Genomic DNA, 18,329 nt, shown 5'->3' with positions numbered 1-18,329 from the left:
GCGTGACAGGAGCGTCGCCATGGCCGAGATGACCCCCGAACTGACCCCGCCTTGGGCAACCGAAAAGCCGACCGCCGTCCTGGTGCTGGCCGACGGCACCGTCATCGAGGGTCGCGGCCTCGGCGCCACCGGTTCCGCCGTTGCCGAAGTCTGCTTCAACACCGCGCTCACCGGCTACCAGGAAATCCTCACCGACCCGTCCTATGCCGGCCAGATCGTCACCTTCACCTTCCCGCATATCGGCAATATCGGCACCAATGACGAGGACATCGAGGACTTGAACCCGGTCGCCCGTGCCGGCGCCGTCGGCGCGGTGTTCAAGGCCGATGTCACCAACCCGTCCAACTACCGCGCCGGCACTGGGCTGGACCAGTGGCTGAAGAAGCGCGGCATCGTCGCGCTGTCGGGCATCGACACCCGGGCGCTGACCGCGCTGATCCGCGAAAAGGGCATGCCCAATGCCGTCATTGCGCACGTGCCCGACGGCATCTTCGACATCGACGATTTGAAGCGGCGCGCCGCCGCCTGGTCGGGCCTGATCGGGCTTGACCTCGCCAAGGAAGTCACCTCCGGCCAGTCCTCGGTCTGGCGTGAAACGCCCTGGGTGTGGAACGAAGGCTTTGGCGAAGAGGCCGAGCCGTCGATGCACGTCGTCGCCGTCGACTACGGCGTCAAGCGTAACATCCTTCGCCTGCTTTCCGGCCTCGGCGCCAAGGTCACCGTGGTTCCGGCCGGTACCGGTTCGGAAGAAATCCTAGCCATGCAGCCCGACGGCATCTTCCTATCCAACGGCCCCGGCGACCCGGAAGCCACCGGCGACTACGCCGTGCCGGTCATCCAGAACCTGCTCAAGACCGACATCCCGGTATTCGGCATCTGCCTCGGCCACCAGATGCTGGCCCTGGCGCTCGGCGGCAAGACCGCAAAGATGCACCAGGGCCATCACGGCGCCAACCACCCGGTCAAGGATCACACCACCGGCAAGGTCGAGATCGTCTCGATGAACCACGGCTTTGCCGTCGATGCCGACTCGCTGCCAGATGGCGTCGAGGAAACCCATGTCTCGCTGTTCGATGGCTCGAACTGCGGCATCGCGCTGACCGGCCGTCCGGTGTTCTCGGTCCAGCATCACCCCGAGGCTTCGCCCGGTCCGCAGGACTCGCATTATCTGTTCCGCCGTTTCGTCAATCTGATCCGCGAAAAGCGCGGCGAGGAACTGCTGGCCGAACGGGCCTGAGCCCTCTATGTACCAGTGATAATATCGCTTAACCTCGAGCGATAAATCTGCGATATTGCGCGAGTGAAGACGATCCTCCTCTCGGTGTCGGCAGCTCGCGATCTCGACAACCTGCCGGCCGATGTCCGCGAGCAGGTCTCTGAAGGTTTGAACACTTATGCCATCAGCGGGCGTGGCGATGTAAAACGTCTTGCCGGCCGAGACGGTTACAGACTTCGGATCGGTCGCTACCGCGTTATATTTGATGAAGATCGCACGACAATCCTAGCGATCTACATCGGCAAGCGCGAAACGACGACCTACAGCCGGCCATAGGACAGCACATCATGAACGCTCCGCAAATCATAAGGACTTCAACCGGGGAAGAACTGGTCGTCATCCCGAAGGCTGACTACGAGGCATTGCTGCATGCCGCCGAAGAAGCCAGAGAAGACGCTGCGGATGTGGCGATCTACGATGAGCGGAAGGCCGAGTTCAAAACTGAAAAGCCCCTGCCCGCCGAGGTGACCATGGATATTTTGCGAGGTTCCAGCCGGCTCAAGGCGCTGCGCAACTGGCGCAAGCTGACGCAGGCCGAGTTGGCTGATGCCATCGGAGTCAGCCAGGGCTTCCTGTCGGACCTTGAATCCAATCGCCGCAAGCCATCGGCGCAAACCAGCACCATGCTGTCGAAGGCATTGGACGTGCCCAGCGAATGGATCGAAGCCTAGTATCTGACCTTACGCCACCGGCCGGCCTTCGCTGGCCTCCAGTATGGCGAACCATTGCTGGCGGTCGAGGTCGATCTCCAGCGCCTTGACCATGGCGGCCAGCCGCTCGGGCTTCATCGTGCCGAGCACCGGCGCCAGCCGCGCCGGATGACGCAGCAGCCAGGCGATGGCGACGGCGGCGAGATCGCCGGCGCCGATCTCGGCAGCCACCGCCGCGATTGCCGCCCTGACCCGCGCCTCGCGCCCTTCCTTGCCGGTGAACAGCAAGCCGCCGCCGAGCGGCGACCAGATCATCGGCGCATAGCCGAGGCGTTGCGCGTGATCGAGGCTGCCATCCATCAGCGCATTGGTCTTCAGCACCGACATCTCGATCTGGTTGGTGGCCAAGGCAAACGGCAGCCGCGAGGCCAGAAGGTCGAACTGCGACGGCGTGAAATTGGAGACCCCGACCGCTCTCACCTTGCCCGACTTGACCAGCCCGGCAAGGGCCGCCGCCGTCTCGTCGGCATCCATCAGCGGATCCGGCCGGTGCAGCAGCAACAGGTCGAGATAGTCGGTGCCGAGATTGGCGAGCGAACGGTCGACCGAGGCGGCAATGTGGGCCGCACTGGTGTCGTAATGCTTCAGCCGGTTCTGAGGCCGGTTGGCCGATGCCAGAATGATGTCGCATTTCGAGATCAGCTCGATGCTGTCGCGCTTGCCCTTCCAGCGCGACAAGCCGGCGCCAAAGGCAGCTTCCACCTGGTAATGCCCGTAAATATCGGCATGGTCGAAGCTGGTCAGGCCGAGATCGACCGCAGTGCCGATCAGCCGCGCGATCTGATCGGCGTCCGGGCGCGCGCGCTGTCGAGCAGGCGCCAGGCGCCGAACACCAGCCGCGACAGCGACACTCCGTCCTTGGTCAGCTCTATGCGGCTGTCATGGCTCATATCTGGGCTCCATCTTCCGCAGCGCCGGTGGCAACGCTTTTCACCGCCGTCGGCCTCGCAACTTTCGTTACAAAGACAATGACGGCAAGCGTCAGGAAGCACGCGCCAACCAGATAGGGCGCGCCGCCAAACACCACGGGCGCATTAGGCCCGGTGAACCAGGAAAAGATCGCGGTGTACAGCAGCGGCGTGATGATCGAGGTGATCGAGAAGATCGACGTCATCGCGCCCTGCAATTCGCCTTGCGCCGATGGCGGCACCTTGGCGGCGGCGAGGCTTCTCAGCGGCGGATCGGCCAGTGCTTCCAGGCAGCCGACGACGATCACCGCATAGATCATCCAGCCTTGCGAGGCGAAGGCGTAGCCGAAGGCGCTGGCCGCCGTAAATGTCAGGCCGATCACCGCCGTCTTCCACTCGCCAAGTTTGGGGATCACGCGCGGCAGCACCGTCGCCATGACGATCGCCCCACACAGGCCGAAGGCGCCGAGCGAGAAGCCGATCTGCTGCTCGCTCCAGCCATAACGATAATTGGACACGAACGACCACACCGCCGGATACATCATGTGGCCGAGCGTCATCAGGAAGAAGGCGAGCCCGATCCAGCCGATGCCCTGATATTGGCGCATCTGCAGCAGCGTGCCGACCGGGTTGGCGCGTTTCCACTCGAAGCGGCGGCGGTGCTTTTCATCGAGCGTTTCAGGCAGGAAGAACATGGCGATGAGGAAGTTCACGAAGGCAAGCCCGGCGGCAAAGTAAAACGGCACTCGCGGCCCGAACGTGCCGAGCAGCCCGCCCAGCACCGGCCCAATGACGAAGCCGACGCCGAAGGCGATGCCGAGCAGACCGAAATTCTTCGCCCGGTTGTCGTCGTTCGAGATGTCGGCAATGAAGGCCGACGTCGTCGAGTAGCTGGCGCCCGAAATGCCGGCCAGCACGCGGCCGATGAACAGCATCGGATAGGACCAGGCGATGGCGCAGATCAGATTGTCGATCGAGAATGTAAGCACCGAGGCAAGCAGGATCGGCCGCCGCCCGAAGCGGTCGCTCAACCCGCCCATGATCGGCGCGAAGAAGAACTGCATCGCGGCATAGACGAAGAACAGCCAGCCGCCCTCGATTGCCGCTTCGCTGATGCCGACGCCGGAAAGCTCCCTGAGAAAGGCCGGCAACACCGGCATGATCATGCCGAAGCCGATAATGTCGAGCAGCAGCGTGGTGAAGACGAGCGCAAGGCCCCGCCTGGCGGTTTTGGGGTCGATCATGATGGCGTCTGCTCCCTCGGACCGCCCTTGGGCGGGCGCCCGTTATAGGCGAGGCGTCACTTTGGAACAATAGGAGAACGCCTCAGGCGTTCTCCTCCTGACATCTGTTGCCGGTGGTGAATCGGCCCGCCGACGGATGCGCTTTGAACCGCGGTCGGCTGGAACTTGCGAGCGCCTCAAACCGGACCGGTCAGCGTGTTGCAATCCGACAGCTTGCCGCTCTTGTAGCCGCGCGCCAGCCAGGTCTGCCTTTGCTGCGACGTCCCGTGGTTGAAGCTTTCCGGAACGACATAGCCCTGCATCTTCTTCTGCAGCGTGTCGTCGCCGATCTGCTTGGCGGCGTTGAGCGCCTCTTCGATGTCGCCCTGTTCCAGAATGCCCTTCTGCGCGGTGAAATGCGCCCAAACGCCGGCGAAGCAGTCGGCCTGCAGCTCGATGCGCACCGACATCTGGTTGGCTTCCGCCTCACCCATCGACTGCCGCATCTGGTTGAACTTGGGCAGGATGCCGGTGAGGTTCTGCACATGGTGACCGACTTCATGAGCGATCACATAGGCTTGGGCGAAATCCCCCGAGGCGCCGAACTGCTGGTCGAGCTGCTGGAAGAAGGTGGTGTCGAGGTAGACCTTGTGGTCGCCGGGACAATAGAACGGTCCGGCTGCCGTCGAGGCGGAGCCGCAGGCCGAGCGGATCTGGCCGCTGAACAGCACAAGCTTCGGGTCCTCGTATTTCAGGCCCTGCGACTGGAAGATGCCGGTCCAGGTCTCTTCGGTCTCGGCCAGCACGGTCGCCACGAACTGCTTCATCTCGTCGGAAGCAGGCGTGCCGGCGCCGTCGTCCTGGGCGCCGCTGTTGTCGGTAATCTGGCCACCGCCACCCGGCAGCACGCCGCCGCCGTCGCCGCTGCCCAGGATCTGCGACGGGTCGAAGCCGAAATACCATCCGGCCAGCACCACGAGGACGACCAGCAATATGCTGCCGCCGCCGCCGGTGCGGCCGCCGATCGGGATGCGGAACTGGCCAGGGCTGCCGCCGCCGAAACCACCACCGCCGCCGCTGTCGCTGCGCTCGTCCTCGACATTGTCACTCTGACGGCGGCCCTTCCAGAGCATGGCAACTCCCCGTATGCAAATTTCGGCTGGCTTGGCCGATGTCGTGGCCCAGTCCGACCCAACAGACAATTATCGCAATGGTTGCGCCAAGTCACAGTATTTTTCGTGGCAGCGGCATCGCGTTCGCACTCTGGTCGAGGCGGCATGCGCGCTGTAGCATCCGGTTCGAACGGGGGTGTCGGGGACTTGCGGACAATCGGTCGATTTCTGCTGCTGGCGGTGGTGCTATGCCTCGGCCCGTCGCCGGCGCGCGCCGTGACGCTCGATTCCAGCGTCGCCGTAACCGATCCCGAGACATTGCAGGCGCTTGAGCGTGGCGGCCTCTCGATCAGCCGGCTGCTCGGCCCGGCGCTGGGTCTCACGCGCGAGGTCGACAATCGCGGCCTGTTTTCGGTGCGCGCGCTGACCCCTGTGCGCAACGCCGTCAAGCAGGAGATCGCCGACGAGCCTGCCAATAGCCCCGATCCTTACGTCGCGGCCATGGCCAAGTCGAAGGACACCAGCCAGAAATTCAACCCGAAATACATCGACGATGACGGCTCGACGCTCGACCTGACCGGCGTCGTCAACCGCATGGACCGCGGCTATCTCGGCCACACCGAATGCGGCGAGATCAGGCTGATCTACCGCTTCCATTATTCGGTGGCGGAGAAGCCCACGAAGGGAAAGACAGCGCAACGAATCTCGTCGCGGCTGCCGCTGACCATGAGCCTGGTCTTCAACGCCAGGCCCGGTGAGGCTCACGCCCGCGCTTCGAGAGACCGTCCAAGCGCCACCGCCGTTTCCTGTGCCGAAATCGCCAAGCGCTGGCTCGCCGCCGGCCAGAAGAACCTTGCGCCCGAGCAACTGGCAGCCTGGCTGCGCTCCGACGAAGGGCCGCTCTCCAACGCCATGCTGAATTCGTCGCAGATCATGCGGCTTGAGCTGAACATGCAGGTTCTCCGGCTGTCGGCCTCGAGCCGCCGCGACTTCGGTGGCCACGCCGAATATCTCCTCAAGATTTTCAAATGGGACCCAACGACGTCCACCTTCCAGGAATCGAAGATGGAGAACCAGATCGACCGGAAAGTGGTTCTGGCCGACCGGCCGGCCTTCGCCAAATGGCTGCTGACCGACCGCAACCTCTACGACCTCGATCGCGGCCGGCTGGTCATCGACGACAAATTCCTGGCGACCAGCGCCGTCTCGGTCGCACCCGGCGGCATGGCCAGGTCGCAAAACAATATCGCCTATGGGCTGCTCGACGATGCCGACATCGACAAGGCACTGCAGGACTATGTCGCCAAGGGCAACGAGCTGCGCAGCGTGAAATCGGTGGCCGGCTTCAATCTGCGTCTCAACGAAATGACCTGCACCGGCTGCCACCAGACGCACGGCATTGCCGGCTTCCATTACACCGGCGCCGATCCGGCCAGCGAGCCGCGCCGCAACGCCGTCTTCGTCCCCGGCTCGGCGGTGTTCTTCGCCGACCTGCCTCGCCGCCGCGCCATCGTCGAGGACTTCGCCGCCGGCGGCCATCCGGATTTCTCACGCGGCTTCGCCGCCCGTCCGGACGCCAAACTCGCCGAAGCGCTGAAAGGCACTGATCTCTACAATGGCTGGGGCTCGATCTGCTACAGCGGCAAGGATGCCAGCTTCAAGGACTGGAGCTGCGGCGAAAGCCTGCGCTGCGCCGGCGTCCATGAAAGCGACATCCATCCGGGCTTCGGCACCTGCGTCAGCGAGGCGGCCACCGCAGTCGGCGACCCCGTCGAGTTCGGCGAGATTAAGATGTCGAGCTGGGGCAGCGACAAATATTGCCGCCTGTCGCCGGCCACCGCAAAAGCCTGCGCCATCGATCCGGCGCGCGACAAGAAACCGGTAATCAAGCTCGCCGGCTATGGCGCGGCGCGCCAACGCTACGACAACCCCGAGCAGAAGACCGGTGGCTTTCCCGGGGGCATGCTGCGCAAGGCAAGCTGCGACAAGCTTCCCGACGAGGCGACTTGCGGCCGCCTCGCCAAGACCGGTTTCAACGACTGCATCGCGTCGGGCAAGGACCACAAATTCTGCACCAAGGAATTCACCAAGACCGCCGGCCTGCGCGCCTGCGACAAGGCGCATCCCTGCCGCGAGGACTATATCTGCACCGCCGGCTACGACGATCTGGCCGCAGCCAAGCCTGGCAAGGGCTCCTGCATTCCGCCCTATTTCATATTCCAGTTCCGCGTCGACGGCCATCCGCGCAGTTGGGTGCAGGACACCGAGGAATGAGCGGCAGGTTGCCGCTTGCGAACAGAACTCAGATCTTCTGCTTGGTGCCGGCGCTTTTGCCGTCCGAGCTTTTGGAGCGTTCCTCGAAACGCGCGGCGCCCTTTTTCAGCGCATGGCCGGTTTCGACCTCGGTCTTGCGTTCGTCCTTTGCCGCTGCCTGCCTCAAACCCTCGGCCGCCTGCTTGCCCTTCGCGGTCGGTGCCTGTTCGACGCCCATGTTTTCCTCCTTGGCGCGCGACAATCACGCGCAACGTCAGGAGCAACGAGCCTGACGTGCGGAGGTTCCAGTGGTGCGGCCCCGGCACCCCTCAGCGCGGCGCGATCATCGCCTTGCGAAAGGCTTCCAGCGTCTCGGCGCTGACATGATGCTCGATGCCCTCGGCATCGATGCGCGCCGTCTCGGCGCTGACACCGAGCGAACGCAAAAACGCTTCTACCGTCTGGTGGCGGATGCGGCTCTCTTCCGCCACCTTGCGCCCGGCGTCGGTCAGGAACACACCGCGATAGGGTTTTCTGGAAACGAGCCCGTCGGCGCACAGCCTGGTCAGCATCTTGGCCACCGTCGGCTGGGCGACACCGAGCCGCGCAGCAATATCGACCTGACGCGCCTCATTGCCGTCCTCGATCAGGTCGGCGATCAGCTCGACATAATCCTCGACCAGCGCGCCGCGGCGCGCTTCGCGCTGCTGCCGGAACCCTTTCGAATGAATCTCGGCGTCAGGCAGCGGCTCCTCGCGTCCAACCGGTCTGTGCTTCAGCGCCAACACGCGCTCCTTCCTATCTTTTGACAAGAATCGGCTTTGGGCAAAGCAATCGCCCTTTGCCATTCATAGCACGGGCTTAACTGTTCCAGCCGTTTATTTCCATTCCATGGTAGGCGCAACCGGCGTTTGCGATCCCCGGCCGGCCTGCCGGTCGGCGCAACAGGAAGCACATACAATGAAATATAGCCTATTGCATAATGTTGAGCCCTGGCATAGATAGGATGACGTCAACCGATCCACCCAGTGGAAAGCCCTCCATGTCCGAAGCTGACGCTACCTTGGGATCATCCTGGCGATTTGACAGGCCGGAGGACAATCCTCCCAGCCTGCGCGAGGTGAACTCCACGATCGCGGTGCCGCAGTCCGGCGTCTGGTTCCGTCGCCTGTTCGCCTTCATGGGACCGGGCTACATGGTCTCGGTCGGCTATATGGATCCGGGCAACTGGGCCACCGACCTCGCCGGCGGCGCCCAGTTCGGCTACACGCTATTGTTCATCATCATGCTGTCCAACCTGATGGCGATCCTGCTGCAGGCGCTTGCCGCCCGGCTTGGCATCGCCACCGGCCGCGACCTCGCCCAGGCCTGCCGCGCCTATTATCCGCGTCCCGTCAGTTTCGTGCTGTGGATCGCCTGCGAACTCGCCATCATCGCCTGCGACCTCGCCGAGGTGATCGGCACGGCGATCGCGCTGCAGCTTCTGTTCGGCATTCCGCTGATCGGCGGCGCGTTGCTGACGGCGCTCGACGCCTTCATCGTGCTGCTCTTGATGAACAAGGGTTTCCGCTATCTCGAAGCCTTCGTCATCGCGCTTTTGATCATCATCTTCGGCTGTTTCGCCATCCAGATCTTTGCCGCTGCCCCTCCGGTCGGCTCGATCCTGCATTCGATGTTCGTGCCGTCGACGGAGATCGTCACCAATCCGGCGATGCTCTACATCGCCATCGGCATCATCGGCGCCACGGTGATGCCGCACAATCTCTACCTGCACTCCTCGATCGTACAGACACGCGCCTATGAACGGACCGAAAAAGGCAAGCGCGACGCCATTAAATGGGCGACGACGGACTCGACCATCGCGCTCGTCTTGGCGCTGTTCGTCAACGCCTCGATCCTGATCGTCTCGGCGGTGGCCTTCCATGGCACCGGCCATCAGGATGTCGCCGAGATCGGCCAAGCCTTCGAGCTCTTGTCGCCACTGCTCGGCCTCGGCATCGCCTCCATCCTGTTTGCGGTGGCGCTGCTGGCCTCCGGCCTCAACTCGACGGTTACGGCAACGCTTGCCGGCCAGATCGTCATGGAAGGCTTTTTGCGCCTGCGCATTCCGCAATGGGCGCGCCGGCTGCTGACGCGCGGCATCGCCATCGTCCCGGTGGTGGTCGTCACCGCGCTCTATGGCGAAAAGGGCACCGGCCAGTTGCTGGTCTTCAGCCAGGTGGTGCTGTCGATGCAGCTGCCCTTCGCAGTCATCCCGCTGGTGCAGTTCGTCTCCGACAAGAAGAAGATGGGCAACCTTGCCATTCCCCGCGGCGTGGCGGTCCTCGCCTGGGTCGTCGCGGCGGTCATCCTGGTGCTCAACTTCAAGCTGCTCTACGACACCGTCTTCGGCGTCGGCTGAGTTTCATTCCCGACCGCGACAAACCGGCCGCTTGCGCTATCTTGATCGCCATCATGACAAGTGTCGAAGACGCCAGGAAATTTTACGCGCAACTGATGGCGGCCAATGCCGGCTCGGCCGACCCGCGCCTCGAAGAGGCGTTTGCCACCGTGCCGCGCGAGGCCTTTCTCGGTCCCGGACCCTGGGCGGTCGTCGCCGGCAGGGCGCTCACCACCGGCAACGGCAAGATCATGACGCCGAGCGCCGATCCTGTTCACATCTATCAGGACGTGCTGGTGGCGCTCGATGCCGACAAGGGCATCAACAATGGCGAACCCTCCCTGCACGCCATGTGGATAGGCAGGATCGCTCCCAGGCCGGACGAGGCCGTCACCCATATCGGCGCCGGCACCGGCTACTACACCGCCTTGCTGGCCCGGCTGGTTGCGCCCGGCCCGGTGACCGCCTTCGAAATGGAGGCCGATCTTGCTGCCAGAGCAACAAAGAATCTCGAAACCTACGGCAATGTAAGCGTCGTCCACGGCGATGCCGTCACCGGCGATCTGCCGCCGTCCGACATCATCTATGTCAATGCCGGTGTCGTCGCACCGCCGGCTGCCTGGCTGAGGGCGCTGAAAGCGGGCGGCCGCATGATCTTTCCCTGGCGCCCGTCCCAGGGCGTCGGCCTGGCCGTAATGGTGACCCGCACCAAACAAGGTTTTGCCTGCGACCCCTTCATGCGCTCGTGGTTCATCCCCTGCGTCGGCGCCTCGGTCGCCGGTTCGGCGGCCAAAATCCCCGACCTCCAGAAGGCCGCGCGCAGCCGTTCGATCTGGCTGACATCAGACAGGGCGCCGGACCGGACCGCCACCGCCATCATCGGCGATGTCTGGTTTTCGTCGCAGGCGCTTGGCGGCGGGCGACGGCGGTAGGTACTCTTGTCGGCCGCAGCGTTTTTTTGCCAACGCCTGTCGGGCGGCCGCCGGCCTGTCCGTCCTTAGATCGAAATCCGGCCCTGACGGCGCGGATCCTGGAAAAGGAAAATCCAATGCGAAAGATCATCGCCGCTACCTTCGTCAGCCTCGACGGCGTCATGCAGGCGCCGGGCGGCCCGGAAGAAGACCCGGTTGGCGGCTTCGAGTTCGGCGGCTGGACGTTCCACTACTTCGACGAGGTGGCGGGCGTGGCCATGGAGGAATTGTTCTCTAAGCGCTTCGCCCTGCTGCTCGGCCGCAGAACCTACGACATCTTCGCCGCTTACTGGCCGTACCAGAAAGATGCCATCGGAGATGCCTTCAACCCTGCGACTAAATATGTGGCGACGCATCGGCCGGATTCGCTCACCTGGGAAAATACGCAATGGCTTGGAGAAGATATCGTCGCGGCGTTGCGCCGCCTCAAGAAGGAAGATGGGCCTGACCTGCTCATCCAGGGTTCGAGCGAGCTGATCCAGACTTTGCTCGCCAACGGGCTGATCGACGAGATCCGGTTGATGATCTTCCCGCTGCTGCTGGGCAAGGGCAAGCGGCTGTTCGATGGTGGTGCGATGCCCGCCGCTTTCAAGCTGGTCAAGTCGCAGGCCACTACCACAGGCGTCATCATGGCGACCTACGAACGCGGGGGTGAGGTCAAGGTCGGGTCGTTCGCTACGCAGAAGCCGTCAGAGGCCGAGCTCGAGCGGCGTAAGAACTGGAAGTGACAGGGACAGGCTTGGCACCTTTCCTCTCCCTCCGGAGGGGGGAGAGGTGGCGCTGCGAAGCAGCGACGGAGTGGGGGAACCACCAAGGCGCAAGAATCTTCCCGCACCGAGTAAAGGGCGACCCCCACTCCGTCGCGCTGCGGGCGACACCTCTCCCCCGATCGACGGGGGAGAGCAAATCCAAGTTCTGTCAAGCCGCCACAGCCCGCCGTTCCAGCCCATCCCGGATATACCGCGCGAACTCCTGCGCGGCAGGCGCCGCGCCAAACCTCGGCAAATGCAGATTGATGGAAAAATTCGGCAGCGGCGGCAGCCCGGCATCGAAAGGCAGGATGTCGAGGTCGGCGGGCACGGTGGAGGCCAGCCAGGCGGTGACGGCAAGGTCGGAGCGCACCGTCGCGGTCGTGGCGTCGATGTTGCCGTTCTCGAACACGGTGCGCCATTCCAGCCCGTGCTCGTTCAGCGCCGACAGCACCACCGGGCGGAAGGCGCAGGTGTCGGCGACGATCGACACCGGCAGCGGCCGCTTGGCGCGGGCGACGCCGCCCTTGGCCCCCACCCAGACCAGCCGGTCAATGGCCAGGCACTCACCGGCCGACGGGCCGACCCGTTCCTCGATGACGGCAAGGTCGATGGTGCCGGCCGCGAGGGCCGCGGCAAGGTCCGGCGAAGCCGCACAGAGCAGTGAAATCTCGACCTGCGGATAGGTCTCGGCATAGGCCTTCAGCACCGGCGCCAGCAAAGTGCCGACAAGGTCATAGGGCACACCGAGCCGCACCTGGCCGGCGACCTCGGTGCCCGCCATCTCGGCCCAGATCTCGTCATTGAGGCCAAGCAACCGTTTGCCCTTGCCGAACAGCCGCTCGCCGGGCCGCGTCAGCCGCAAGCCACGCCGGTCGCGCTCGAACAGGCTGCAGCCGAGCGCTTCTTCCAGCCGCTTGATCTGCTGGCTTACGGCGCCTTGCGTCAGATGCAGCGCGTTCGCCGCCGCCGTCATGCTGGCCTTGTCGGCGACAGTGACGAAGGTGCGGATCAGCGCTGTGTCGAGGTTGCGGATCATGGTTGGCATTATATCTGCTAATGCCAACCATCGCAAACATTGCATTTACTGAAGTATGCGGAAGTCTACCATTGGACTTTTGATGAAGGACGCCTCATGTTGCAGCCCATCTTTCCGCTCATCCTGTTTGCCTTCGTGGCCACCGTCACGCCCGGCATCGCCACCACCCTGTCGACTGCCTCAGGTGCACAGTTCGGTTTTCGCCGTTCCGTTCCCCTATTGGTCGGCAGCGCCGCCGGTCTCGCCACCGTGACCGCTGCTGCCGCCGCCGGGCTCGCCGGTCTGCTGCTGGCCATGCCTTCGCTGCAACTGGCGATGAAAATCATCGGCTCGCTCTATCTCATCTGGCTGGCAATCAAGATCGGCCGCGCCGGGCCGCCCAATCTCGATGTGGCGATGGCAAAACCCAACAGCTTCTTCGGCGGCGCCGGCATTCAATGGATGAACCCGAAGGGCTGGGCGATGGGACTGGGGGCGGCGGCCTCGTTCGCAGCCCTTGCCGACGGGCCGGGACAACTCGCGCTGCTGCTCGGCTCGACCTTCGGCCTCACTGCAGCCGTCTCGCTGTCGATCTGGTGCGTGGCGGGCATGGTGCTGGCACGGCTGCTCGAGACCGAATGGCAATGGCGCGCGCTCAACATCGTGCTGGCGCTGGTGCTGGCTGCATCGATCATACCGATGTGGCGGGGAGCGTAAACGCAGAGGTCGGCGCCAGTACCCCCACCCGGACCTGCGGTCCGACCTCCCCACAAAGGGGAGGTAGGGGAGCGCGCACTTTACCCTCCCCCTTGTGGGGAGGGCCGCGAACGAAGTGAGCGAGGTGGGGGTCCTGGTTCGCGAAGCTAACCAGCTACTCTCAAGCAGCATAGCGGGCAGCAGGCTTGTCGGCGTGCAGGCTGCCGTAGAAGACTTGCCTTGCGCCGAGGAAGGTGTCGAGCTTGGTCGCATCGGCAAGTGCCGGCACGGTGACGGCTTCGCCCCTGGATAGGCCCACAAGCGCGGCATCGACCATATCGTCGGCGGACATGATGATCTCCTTCGGCAGATTGTCGATGTCGCCGCCGGCAAGCTCCCAGAAATCGGTGCGGGTCGCGCCCGGCAGCACCGCCTGCACCTTCACATTGGTGCCGGCGACTTCGCGGTGCAGCGCCTCGGTGAAGTTGACGACATAGGCCTTGGTGCCGCTGTAGATGCCGCCGAACGAGGTATCATAGGCGAGCACAGAGGCGATGTTGACGATGGCGCCGCGGTTGCGCGCAAGAAGCCCCGGCAGAACGGCGCGGGTCAGGCGGGTCAAGGCGATGACGTTGACCTTGATCATGCGCTCGGCCTCGTCGGCGTCGGCCGTTGCCACCACGGCCTGGCCGCCAATGCCGGCATTGTTGACCAGGAACGTGGTGCTATCGTCGGCTGCGATCGCCTGCTCGACGCGGCGCACATCATTGTCGTCGGCAAGATCGGCTGATATCACGCTGACCTTGCGCTTGTAAGCATATCGCAGCTTTTCAGCCAGTTCCTGCAGCCGGTCGGCGCGCCGCGCCACCAGCACCAGATCGTAGCCCTGCCCGGCCAGCCGGTCGGCATAGACAGCACCTATGCCGGCCGATGCGCCGGTGACGACTGCGGTACCCTTGTTGTCCTGTCCACTCATTGTCCTGTTCCTTTTTTCTGCCCGGCGAGACAGGTCGATGAACCCTCGTCCCGCCCTGGTCTCCAATTAGTGGCATATACCACTTTCAGGAAGTAGGCATATACCACCATCTTGTCAACGGAGGCGGCAGAAACTATTTCTGCGACAGGCCGGCAGCGGTTTTGCCGGCAAGGAGTCGTGATGAGCAAGACCGTGCTGCCGGGATTCAGCCTTTGCAACAACGCCACGCTGCGGCGCGCCGCGCGCAAGCTCGGCCGCTTCTATGACGATGTAATCTCGCCTTCGGGTCTGAAGGGCACGCAGTACGGTCTGCTCTATCAGATCCATGTCAGCAACGAGCCGGCGATGGGCATGATAGCCGAAGCGATGGTCATGGATCTCTCGGCGCTCGGCCATACGCTGAAGCCGCTGATCCGCGACGGCTATGTCGACACCTTCGCCGACAAGGACGACCGCCGCGTCAAGCGGGTGCGGCTGACGCCGCAAGGCCAGGCCAAGCTCGAGGAGACGACGAAATTGTGGACCATTGCCCAGCAGCGCTTCGAGGCGCTGGTCGGCCAGCAGCGAGCGGCAGATCTGCGCGCTATGCTGGATGAAGTCGCGGCGCTGGAGTACGACGTGCCGGCGGCCGCCCCTTCAAGCTGAAAGAGCGGCCGCCGGTCCTTTGCAAAGATCTATTCGGCCGGCATGGCGACCGGCCGGGCCGCCCAGCGGCCGGCCAGCACCACGCCAAGCCCGATCAGCGGGAAGATGGCGGCGACCAGGCCGAGATCGGCCGGCACGCCGTAGCGCAGCACGGCGCCGCCGACCACAGCACCCAGCGCCACGCCGAGATAGAGGGCCGAAGCGTTGAGCGACAGCACGATCGGGGCGGCGTCGGGCGCCAGCTTGATGATGCGGCTGGCCTGCGCCGGCGGAAATGCCCAGCCGACCATGCCCCACGGCACCATCATGGCCATCAATGCCGGCCCGGCGAGATGCTGCGGCAGGAAGGTCGGGATGACCGAGAGCATCACCAGCATGACGGCGCTCAGCGCCAGAGACCAGCCGACGGTGCGCGTCGCACCAAAACGGTCGGCCGCCTGGCCGCCGGCTATGTTGCCGATGACGGCGCCGACACCGAAGGCGAGCAGCATGCCGGGCAGCGCAATCGGGCTGAGGCCGCCGCTCTGGATGGCCAGCGGCGCGATATAGGAAAACACCGAGAAGGCGCCGATCAGGGCAAGAGCGGTGGTCAGCAGGATCGGCATGACGCCGGGGCGCAGCGCCGCAGCCAGCCGCCGCCTGAGCGGCAGCTTGGTGCCGACAATTCCGCGCGGCAGCCGGTACCACAGGATGGCGCCGACCAGCGCGCCGAGCCCGGCAATGGCAAAGAAGGTCCCGCGCCAGCCGGCTATCGTGGCAACCAGCGCGCCGAGCGGTGCACCCAGCGCAACCGCCACCGTGGTTCCGCCGACGACGACTGCAATGGCCCGCGCCCGGTGGTGGTCATCGACCAGCGCCACCGCCGTGCCTTGAGCGGTCGCGGCAAACAGGCCTGACGACAGCGCCATGATGATGCGGGCAATGAGCAGCAGCTCGAAGGACGAGCTCAGCGCCGCCACCACATTGCCGATGACGAAGAACGCCAGCGTCCACAAGATGACGCGGCGCCGGTCCCATTCGCCGGTCAGCGTTGCCAGGATCGGCGTGCCGATGGCGTAAGCCAGCGCGAAGGCGGTGATCAGCGTGCCGGCGAGCGGAATGGAAATGCGGGCGTCGGTGGCGATGTCAGGCAGCAGGCTGGAGATGACGAAGCCTTCGGTCGAGATCGTGAACGATCCGAGCGCAAGCCAGAAGAGGCGCTTGTCCATAGGGCGTGTCCTTAGTTCAAAACTTATTGAACAATTGGACATAACAGAGCGTGATGTCAATGAAGCCAGGTGAAAATAGCTGAAGCCTGCTGACAGCCCTGTGTCAGGACAGCCATTGGGCCAATCGCGAAGCGGACTGTGCATGCCCGCGAAACATGGACGCGTTGAAATCGCCACCGACTGTGCTTAGTTTCGGGCCATGACTTTGCCGCACCCCAATACAGACCAGATCAGCCTGCCGGTTGTGCTCGGCGTGCTTGGCGACCCGACCCGGCTCGCCATCGTGCGCTATCTCGCCAGCAAGGAAGGCGTGCCGCTGAACTGCAGCCGGTTCCTCGACCTCGGCTCCAAGACCAATCTCAGCTATCACCTGGCCAAACTGCGCGAGGCCGGCGTCACCCGCGCCGAAGTGGCTGGCACCAACCGGATGATCACGCTGCGCCGCGCCGACCTCGACGCCCGCTTCCCCGGCCTGCTCGATAGCGTGATTGCGGCGGCCGGAGATGATCCGGCACTGCCCATCGTCGGTGGCCACGACATCGAAATGCCGGCCTAACCGGTTTAGAAGTCAAGGTCCTAGCGCTCCCAAAAACCGATATGCGGGGCGAGGAGCTCCTCGTCCATCTCGGGGAAAGGGCCGTGGACATCGACCGGCTTCTGCCCGGAGCCGAGGACTGTGCGCGACGAGAGGTTCATCGTCGGATTCTCGGCGTGGTTGCCAGTCAGCGCGAGAAGCTTGGTCTCCTCGAAGCCGTAGACCAGCCGGCCGATATTGGCCCAGTACAGCGTTCCCGTGCACATCGCACAGGGCTCGCCGGTTGTGACCAGCGTGCAGGACCAGAGGAATTCCGGCGGATAGGCGTCCGCGGCACGCCGGGAGAGCTCGGTTTCGGCGTGGCGCACGGTGTTGATGTTTCCTTGCCGCATCAGGATGCGATCGTCGGGGCCGACGAGCACGCAGCCGAAAGGATGGTGCCCATGCGCGGCAGTCTCGCGCGCGACGTCATTGGCGGCGCGGAGGTGGGCAACCATCTGGTCGCGGGTCATCGCCTGGTCCCTCCCCAGATGAACTCTGGAACGGCGTGGACGCTAGCAGATGGAGTGCTTCCGCGATAGCCAGCTCCCGGCTGTCTCGAACGATCTCAAAGGCTTGATAATGAAGGCAGCGCCTTGATAGGAAGACGGGCCGCAAGCCTCCAACGGGGCTGCACCAAGGAGCCCGCCGCATGCGCATTGCCGTTCTCGCCGACATCCATGGCAATGTGCTGGCGCTGGATGCCGTGCTCGCCGATCTGGCGCGGCGCGGCGGCGCCGATCTAACCGTCAACCTGGGCGACTGCGTCTCCGGTCCGCTTTGGCCGCGCGAGACGTTCGAGCGGCTCGAAGCGCTCGACCTGCCGACTGTGCGCGGCAACCATGACCGCCGCGTCGCCGTCGATCCGGCCGACGATACGATGTGGGCTTCTGACCGGTACGCCCAGGAGCGGCTGACGGAGACGCAGCGCGAGGCGCTGTTCGCCCTGCCTTTCACGCTGGAGATTGTTCCCGGCGTGGTCGCTTTCCATGCGCGGCCCGACCATGACGAGAAATACCTGCTCGACGCGATCGTCGATGGCCAACTGGTGCGCGCGCCGCTTGCCGCTATTCAGCGGCGGTTGCAGGCGCTGGACCCGGCCTGCCGCATCGTGCTGTGCGGCCACAGCCACCGCGCGGAACTGGTCCGTATCCCCGGCGGCCCCTTGCTCTTCAATCCCGGCAGCGTCGGCGCCCCCGCCTATGAAGATGACACGCCCCCGGCGCATGTTTCGGAGCAAGGCAGCCCGCATGCGCGCTACGGCATCCTCACCTTGGATGGCGATGGTCCAGACCGTTTCGAGACCATCGCCGTCGACTACGACCACGAAGCGGCGGCGAGACAGGCCGCACAGGCGGGCCGACCGGAATGGGCGCATGCGCTGAGGACCGGCTTCATGCCGAAACCCTCTTGGCAAGGCTCCGCTTGACCGCATGGCTGCGCCCTGCTTCCGCCTCGCGGCACCAAACATCGGACGCATTTTCAGACTTACATGGCCGCGTATCGTCCCTTATAAAACCGCCTTGGCATACGGCAGGACTGCTGCCGCAAGGGTAATCGGCGCACGGCCAAATGATGAGGCGCACAATCCGAACCATTTTGCATCGACTGACTGGCGCTCCGCTCCTGC

Annotated in this window: 21 protein-coding genes; 11 read left to right on the top strand and 10 right to left on the bottom strand. The window is 64.4% G+C overall.

What is annotated here, in order from left to right; genetic code table 11:
• The first annotated feature begins 19 nt into the window (after positions 1-19).
• From carA to NKI32_RS02510, 3 genes are all read left to right on the top strand, one after another.
• Complete coding sequence (gene carA, locus NKI32_RS02520; protein WP_353001723.1) at positions 20-1,237, top strand: glutamine-hydrolyzing carbamoyl-phosphate synthase small subunit; 1,218 nt, start codon at positions 20-22, stop codon at positions 1,235-1,237.
• Between the two features lie 63 nt (positions 1,238-1,300).
• On the top strand, positions 1,301-1,552 hold the full coding sequence (locus NKI32_RS02515) for a type II toxin-antitoxin system RelE family toxin (protein WP_352626134.1): 252 nt from the start codon (positions 1,301-1,303) through the stop codon (positions 1,550-1,552).
• A gap of 11 nt (positions 1,553-1,563) precedes the next feature.
• A complete protein-coding gene (locus NKI32_RS02510) occupies positions 1,564-1,947 on the top strand; it encodes a helix-turn-helix domain-containing protein (RefSeq protein WP_023748195.1) in 384 nt (127 codons plus the stop codon).
• A 9-nt stretch (positions 1,948-1,956) separates the two neighbouring features.
• Here NKI32_RS02510 and NKI32_RS02505 read toward each other — a convergent pair whose 3' ends face one another.
• The 4 genes from NKI32_RS02505 to ypfJ form a co-directional block, all read right to left on the bottom strand.
• Positions 1,957-2,730: an aldo/keto reductase gene (locus NKI32_RS02505; RefSeq protein WP_352794592.1), complete on the bottom strand. Its 774-nt coding sequence runs from the start codon at positions 2,728-2,730 to the stop codon at positions 1,957-1,959.
• Positions 2,731-2,753: 23 nt separating this feature from the next.
• The gene (locus tag NKI32_RS02500; RefSeq protein WP_023689749.1) at positions 2,754-2,876 is read right to left on the bottom strand and encodes a hypothetical protein; all 123 of its coding nucleotides are present in this window, start codon (positions 2,874-2,876) and stop codon (positions 2,754-2,756) included.
• Positions 2,873-4,138, bottom strand: coding sequence for a TCR/Tet family MFS transporter (locus NKI32_RS02495; protein WP_023751204.1), 1,266 nt, complete (start codon positions 4,136-4,138; stop codon positions 2,873-2,875). The genes NKI32_RS02500 and NKI32_RS02495 overlap by 4 nt, the downstream gene beginning before the upstream one ends.
• A gap of 176 nt (positions 4,139-4,314) precedes the next feature.
• Positions 4,315-5,250 (bottom strand): KPN_02809 family neutral zinc metallopeptidase, encoded by a 936-nt coding sequence (gene ypfJ, locus NKI32_RS02490; protein WP_353001720.1) that lies wholly within the window; start codon positions 5,248-5,250, stop codon positions 4,315-4,317.
• A gap of 186 nt (positions 5,251-5,436) precedes the next feature.
• On the opposite strand from ypfJ, the gene NKI32_RS02485 reads away from it, so the two are divergent.
• Positions 5,437-7,503 carry a hypothetical protein gene (locus tag NKI32_RS02485; protein WP_353001718.1) on the top strand — a complete coding sequence of 689 codons (2,067 nt, stop codon included), beginning with the start codon at positions 5,437-5,439 and terminating at the stop codon, positions 7,501-7,503.
• Between the two features lie 28 nt (positions 7,504-7,531).
• Here the strand turns inward: NKI32_RS02485 and NKI32_RS02480 are convergent, their stop codons facing one another.
• Positions 7,532-7,720, bottom strand: coding sequence for a hypothetical protein (locus NKI32_RS02480; protein ID WP_023672434.1), 189 nt, complete (start codon positions 7,718-7,720; stop codon positions 7,532-7,534).
• A 91-nt stretch (positions 7,721-7,811) separates the two neighbouring features.
• Positions 7,812-8,267 (bottom strand): manganese-binding transcriptional regulator MntR, encoded by a 456-nt coding sequence (gene mntR / locus NKI32_RS02475; protein ID WP_023672433.1) that lies wholly within the window; start codon positions 8,265-8,267, stop codon positions 7,812-7,814.
• A gap of 257 nt (positions 8,268-8,524) precedes the next feature.
• Here mntR and NKI32_RS02470 point away from each other — a divergent pair, with 257 nt between their 5' ends.
• From NKI32_RS02470 to NKI32_RS02460, 3 genes are all read left to right on the top strand, one after another.
• Positions 8,525-9,883, top strand: coding sequence for an Nramp family divalent metal transporter (locus NKI32_RS02470; protein WP_023672432.1), 1,359 nt, complete (start codon positions 8,525-8,527; stop codon positions 9,881-9,883).
• Positions 9,884-9,936: 53 nt separating this feature from the next.
• The gene (locus NKI32_RS02465) at positions 9,937-10,794 is read left to right on the top strand and encodes a protein-L-isoaspartate O-methyltransferase family protein (protein WP_023821924.1); all 858 of its coding nucleotides are present in this window, start codon (positions 9,937-9,939) and stop codon (positions 10,792-10,794) included.
• A 116-nt stretch (positions 10,795-10,910) separates the two neighbouring features.
• Complete coding sequence (locus NKI32_RS02460) at positions 10,911-11,561, top strand: dihydrofolate reductase family protein (protein WP_353001716.1); 651 nt, start codon at positions 10,911-10,913, stop codon at positions 11,559-11,561.
• A gap of 190 nt (positions 11,562-11,751) precedes the next feature.
• Here the strand turns inward: NKI32_RS02460 and NKI32_RS02455 are convergent, their stop codons facing one another.
• Positions 11,752-12,630, bottom strand: a complete 879-nt coding sequence (locus NKI32_RS02455) for a LysR family transcriptional regulator (protein WP_488377103.1) — start codon at positions 12,628-12,630, stop codon at positions 11,752-11,754.
• Between the two features lie 87 nt (positions 12,631-12,717).
• On the opposite strand from NKI32_RS02455, the gene NKI32_RS02450 reads away from it, so the two are divergent.
• Positions 12,718-13,317, top strand: a complete 600-nt coding sequence (locus NKI32_RS02450) for a LysE family translocator (protein ID WP_023689744.1) — start codon at positions 12,718-12,720, stop codon at positions 13,315-13,317.
• Between the two features lie 160 nt (positions 13,318-13,477).
• Here the strand turns inward: NKI32_RS02450 and NKI32_RS02445 are convergent, their stop codons facing one another.
• On the bottom strand, positions 13,478-14,272 hold the full coding sequence (locus tag NKI32_RS02445) for an SDR family NAD(P)-dependent oxidoreductase (RefSeq protein ID WP_023815018.1): 795 nt from the start codon (positions 14,270-14,272) through the stop codon (positions 13,478-13,480).
• 180 nt (positions 14,273-14,452) lie between these two features.
• Between NKI32_RS02445 and NKI32_RS02440 the strand changes: the two genes are divergently transcribed.
• Positions 14,453-14,917: a MarR family winged helix-turn-helix transcriptional regulator gene (locus NKI32_RS02440; protein ID WP_353001714.1), complete on the top strand. Its 465-nt coding sequence runs from the start codon at positions 14,453-14,455 to the stop codon at positions 14,915-14,917.
• Positions 14,918-14,946: 29 nt separating this feature from the next.
• On the opposite strand, the gene NKI32_RS02435 is transcribed toward NKI32_RS02440, so the two are convergent.
• On the bottom strand, positions 14,947-16,125 hold the full coding sequence (locus NKI32_RS02435) for an MFS transporter (RefSeq protein WP_023683782.1): 1,179 nt from the start codon (positions 16,123-16,125) through the stop codon (positions 14,947-14,949).
• A 199-nt stretch (positions 16,126-16,324) separates the two neighbouring features.
• Here NKI32_RS02435 and NKI32_RS02430 point away from each other — a divergent pair, with 199 nt between their 5' ends.
• Entirely contained in the window at positions 16,325-16,681 is a 357-nt protein-coding gene (locus NKI32_RS02430) for an ArsR/SmtB family transcription factor (RefSeq protein ID WP_023683780.1), read from the top strand.
• A 20-nt stretch (positions 16,682-16,701) separates the two neighbouring features.
• On the opposite strand, the gene NKI32_RS02425 is transcribed toward NKI32_RS02430, so the two are convergent.
• Entirely contained in the window at positions 16,702-17,172 is a 471-nt protein-coding gene (locus NKI32_RS02425) for a nucleoside deaminase (RefSeq protein WP_352461917.1), read from the bottom strand.
• A 179-nt stretch (positions 17,173-17,351) separates the two neighbouring features.
• Between NKI32_RS02425 and NKI32_RS02420 the strand changes: the two genes are divergently transcribed.
• The gene (locus tag NKI32_RS02420) at positions 17,352-18,128 is read left to right on the top strand and encodes a metallophosphoesterase family protein (RefSeq protein WP_023705854.1); all 777 of its coding nucleotides are present in this window, start codon (positions 17,352-17,354) and stop codon (positions 18,126-18,128) included.
• Positions 18,129-18,329 lie beyond the last annotated feature (201 nt).

The organism is Mesorhizobium sp. M0761 (genome assembly GCF_040320205.1).
Classification (GTDB): Bacteria; Pseudomonadota; Alphaproteobacteria; order Rhizobiales; family Rhizobiaceae; genus Mesorhizobium.
Note: the sequence above shows the minus strand (reverse complement) of the source record. Positions and strands in the feature narration are given on the sequence as shown.